5 protein-coding genes are annotated in these 4339 nt (G+C 72.8%); 4 read left to right on the top strand and 1 reads right to left on the bottom strand.

What is annotated here, in order from left to right:
* The 3 genes from ACTHMS_RS00660 to ACTHMS_RS00650 form a co-directional block, all read left to right on the top strand.
* The coding region (locus tag ACTHMS_RS00660) for a radical SAM protein (RefSeq protein WP_440304749.1) at positions 1–837 on the top strand (837 nt) is incomplete at its 5' end.
* A 19-nt stretch (positions 838–856) separates the two neighbouring features.
* A complete protein-coding gene (locus ACTHMS_RS00655) occupies positions 857–1825 on the top strand; it encodes a hypothetical protein (protein WP_440304748.1) in 969 nt (322 codons plus the stop codon).
* Positions 1822–2571, top strand: coding sequence for a demethylmenaquinone methyltransferase (locus tag ACTHMS_RS00650; RefSeq protein WP_440304747.1), 750 nt, complete (start codon positions 1822–1824; stop codon positions 2569–2571). The genes ACTHMS_RS00655 and ACTHMS_RS00650 overlap by 4 nt, the downstream gene beginning before the upstream one ends.
* On the opposite strand, the gene ACTHMS_RS00645 is transcribed toward ACTHMS_RS00650, so the two are convergent.
* Positions 2568–2987 (bottom strand): hypothetical protein, encoded by a 420-nt coding sequence (locus tag ACTHMS_RS00645; RefSeq protein ID WP_440304746.1) that lies wholly within the window; start codon positions 2985–2987, stop codon positions 2568–2570. The genes ACTHMS_RS00650 and ACTHMS_RS00645 overlap by 4 nt on opposite strands.
* Between ACTHMS_RS00645 and ACTHMS_RS00640 the strand changes: the two genes are divergently transcribed.
* The gene (locus ACTHMS_RS00640; protein WP_440304745.1) at positions 2981–4222 is read left to right on the top strand and encodes a cupin domain-containing protein; all 1242 of its coding nucleotides are present in this window, start codon (positions 2981–2983) and stop codon (positions 4220–4222) included. The genes ACTHMS_RS00645 and ACTHMS_RS00640 overlap by 7 nt on opposite strands.
* Positions 4223–4339: the final 117 nt, after the last annotated feature.

Raw genomic sequence — 4339 nt, 5'->3', positions numbered from 1 at the left:
GGCCACTCGCCCGAGCTCGGCATCGAGTGGTACGAGCAGACGTTCGCGGCGATCAAGTCGAACTACCCGCAGCTCACCCTGCACAGCCTCGGCGCGTCCGAGGTCGTGCACATCTCGCGCACGTCCTCGCTGGACTTCGCCACAGTGATCAAGCGGCTCAACCAGGCGGGACTCGACTCGTTCGCCGGCGCTGGTGCCGAGATCCTCGTCAAGCGCCCGCGCACAGCGATCGCGCCGCTCAAGGAAGATGGCGAGACCTGGCTTTCGGTCATGGAGACCGCGCACGGGCTCGGCGTCGAGTCGACCGCGACGTTCATGATGGGCACCGGTGAGACGAACGCGGAGCGGATCGAACATCTGCGAATGATCCGCGACGTCCAAGACCGGACCGGCGGCTTCCGCAGCTTCATCCCATGGACGTATCAGCCCGAGAACAACCACCTGCGCGGCCGCACGCAGGCGACGAGCCTCGAATACCTGCGGATGATCGCCGTCGCGCGGCTGTTCTTCGACAACATCAACCACCTGCAGGGCTCGTGGCTGACGACCGGCAAGGACATCGGCCAGCTCACGCTGCACTTCGGCGCCGACGACCTCGGGTCGGTCATGCTCGAGGAGAACGTCGTCTCGAGCGCCGGTGCCCGCCACCGCAGCAACCGGCAGGAGCTCATCGACCTCATCCGCGGCGCCGGGCGCATCCCCGCGCAGCGCGACACGCTCTACCGCCACCTCGTGGTGCACAGCGACCCGGCCGACGACCCGCGCGACGACGACCGCGTGCGCTCGCACGTGTCGTCCACCGCCCTCACGCTCTTGCCCGTCGCCACCGCGAGCTGACCGGCGTCGCGCCGCGGCCATGTCGTCGTTCCTCCTCTCCATCCCGTTCGCGGTGGGCGCGGCCTGCGTCTACGGCACGAGCATCGTGGTGCAGCACCGCAGCGCCAGCGAGGGCAGCGGTGGCGAGGCGAGCGCGAAGGGGCTGCTGCGGCTGTTCAAGGACCCGCTCTGGCTCGTCGCGGTGGTCGGCGACTTCGCGGGCTTCGTGCTCAACGTGATCGCCCTGTCGATCGGCAAGGTCGTCTACGTCCAACCGTTCGTGGTGCTCATGCTCCCGATCGCGCTGTTCGTGCACTGGATCATGGGCGGCTCGCCGCCGCGCCGGGGTGACTACCTCGGGTGCCTCGGCATCATCGCCGGCCTGGCGGTGTTCCTGTCGCTGGCGGGGGAGCCGCACCACCAGCGCATCCCGCACCCGCACTGGGTGATCATCGCGGTCAGCTCGGTGTTCGTCGGCGGCGTGCTCATCAGCCTGGCGGTGCGGACGGCGGGGAGTTCGGTGAAGGGCGCGGTGTACGGCGGCGTCGCCGGTGCCTGGTTCGGCACGATCGCCGTGATGATCGACGCGTCGTCCGACGTCATCGGCGGCCATCACCACAGCTCGCACCACCGGGGGTTCCGCGGCTTCCGTGACAGCGTCGAGCACGGCGTGCACGGGCTGATCGCCACCGAGCGCGGGCTGGTGCTCGTCGCGTCCATCGTCGTGCTCGGGCTGGGCGGCGTGGTGCTGACCCAGATGTCGTTCCAGGTCGGTGCGCTCGGCGCGACGTTGCCCGCCAACATGGTCGTCGACCCGCTGTTCGGTGTGCTGCTCGGCGCGCTGCTGCTGCACGAGTTCATCCCCGTCTCGCCGTGGCACATCCTCGCCTACGTCCTGTGCCTCGCCCTCATCGCGGCCGGCGGCATCCGGCTCGCGCAGCCCGCGATCGAGGCGGTGCCGGGCCATCGCCCGATCCATCCGGACGTGCCTGCACAATCAGAGGCATGACCCGCGCGACGCTCGCCAAGGAACCGTCCGAGGTCGCGGCGATGTTCGACGGCGTCGCCCGCCGCTACGACGTTACGAACACCGTCCTCTCCTTCGGACGCGACCGGTCGTGGCGCCGCCGCACCCGCGCGGTGCTGCAGCTGCAGCCGGGCGACCGTGTGCTCGACCTCGCCGCCGGCACCGGCGTCTCGACCGTCGAGTTCATGCGGGCCGGTGCCGACGCGGTGGCCTGCGACTTCTCGCTCGGCATGCTGCGGGCCGGGCGGGCGAACAAGCGCCGCCGCGACGTCCGCTTCGTGGCCGGCGACGCCGTGCACCTGCCGTTCCGCGATGGCGCGTTCGACGCGGTCACCATCAGCTTCGGGTTGCGCAACGTGGTCGACGTGTCCGGCGCGCTGGCCGAGATGGCCCGCGTGGTGCGTCCGGGCGGGCGGCTGGTGATCTGCGAGTTCAGCCGCCCGACGTGGCGGCCGTTCCGGATTGTCTACCTCAACTACCTGATGCGCGCGCTGCCGTGGGTGGCCAGGCGCGTCTCGTCGAACCCGGACGCGTACGTCTACCTCGCCGAGTCGATCCGGGCCTGGCCGGCGCAGGACGAGCTGGGCCGCCGCATCGCCGCCGCCGGCTGGACGCAGGTGCAGTACCGCAACCTCACCGGCGGCATCGTCGCGCTGCACATCGCCGAGAAGCCCCGAACCCAGTCCGCTCGAGCGGGGACATGGCCCTCGCCCGCGGGTACTGACTAGCGTGGGAGACGGCCCTGCTGCAGGTGCGCGGCCGTGCCAACCGACGAGCGAAGGAGCCAGCAGTGGACGACGACGACATGACGACCGTGGGTGACGGCGGCGCGGACGGCGGTGCCGGTGGCGACGGCGGTGCCGATGGTGGTGCCGGCGGCGACGGTGGCGCGGACGGCGGCGCGCACGGCCCGGCAGACGGCGGCGCGGGTCACGGCCCCGAGGACGGCGGCGGCGACGGCGTTGCCGACGGTGGCGGCGACGGCGGCGCGGACGGCGGTGCCGGTGGCGACGGCGGTGCCGATGGTGGTGCCGGCGGCGACGGTGGCGCGGACGGCGGCGCTGGTCACGGCCCGGCCGACGGTGGCGCGCACGGCCCGGCCGACGGCGGCGCCTGAGCCGCTGTCCTGACCGAGCAGTGACACAGACACGACCGAACGGCGACGCAGCGCTCCGGCGCTGCGTCGCCGTCTCGTCCGACGACTTCGCGGCCGAGCACTGGGGCCGCCGGCCCCTGCTGACCCGCGCGGCCGAGCTCGGCGGGCAGTCCGGCGCGTCGGGCTTCGACGACCTGCTCGACGCCGCGGCGGTCGACGAACTGGTCTCGCGTCGCGGCCTGCGCACGCCGTTCCTGCGCATGGCGAAGGAGGGCAGCGTCCTCGACGCCAAGCGCTTCACCCGCGGCGGCGGTGCCGGCGCGAGCATCGGCGACCAGGCCGCCGACGACCGCGTGCTCGCGCAGCTGGCCGACGGGGCGACGCTGGTGCTGCAGGCGCTGCACCGCACCTGGCCGCCGCTCGTCGACTTCGGGGCGATGTTGTCGGCCGAACTCGGGCACCCGGTGCAGATCAACGCCTACATCACCCCGCCGCAGAACCAGGGCTTCGCACCGCACTACGACGTGCACGACGTGTTCGTGCTGCAGGTGGCCGGCCGCAAGCACTGGACGATCCACGAGCCGGTCGTCACCGACCCGCTCGACGACCAGCCGTGGGAGCAGCACCGCGAGGCCGTCGCCGCGCGCGCGACCGAGGCCCCGGTCATCGACGCGGTGCTCGAACCCGGCGACGCCCTCTACCTCCCGCGCGGGACGATCCACGCGGCCGCCGCCCTGGGCGAGACCTCGATCCACCTCACCGTGGGCGTGCACCCGCTGACGCGGTACCACCTCGTGCGGCACCTGCTCGCCGCCGCCCAGCACGACCCCGAGCTGCGCCGCTCGTTGCCCATGGGTACCGACCTGGGCGACCCGGACGTGCTCGCGCCGCATCTCGGCGCCACGATCGCGGCGCTCACCGAGCGCCTCGCGCAGGCCGACACCGGCGCAGCGGCGGCGTTCCTCGGTGACACGTTGCGCCGCCAGACGCGTCCGGCACCGCTGTCACCGCTCGCGCAGCTCGACGCGGTCGCGAACCTGTCCCACGACGACCGCCTGCAGCTGCGTCTCGGCCTGCGCGTCGACCTGCGCGATGAGGGCGAGCAGCTGCGGCTGCGCCTGCTCGACCGGGCCGTGCTGCTGCCGGCGGCGACGGCCGACGCCCTCAAGACCGTGCTCAGCGGTGAGGTCTTCACACCCGGCGGGCTCACCGGACTCGACGACGCCGACCAGCTCGTCGTCGCGCGGCGGCTGCTGCGCGAGGGCATCGTCGTCCCGGCGTGACGACCCATCCGCCGCGGCCGCGCGAGACACCCGACCGGTGCGCGGTGCGGGCGCAGCTGCGCGGCGACCCGATGCTCGGCACCGCCTTCCCCGCGGCGCGGCTGTTGCTCGTCGAAC

This window comes from Jatrophihabitans sp. (assembly GCF_051960575.1).
Taxonomy (GTDB): Bacteria; Actinomycetota; Actinomycetes; order Mycobacteriales; family Jatrophihabitantaceae; genus JBQCEE01.
This window is presented reverse-complemented; position numbering and strand designations above follow the sequence as displayed.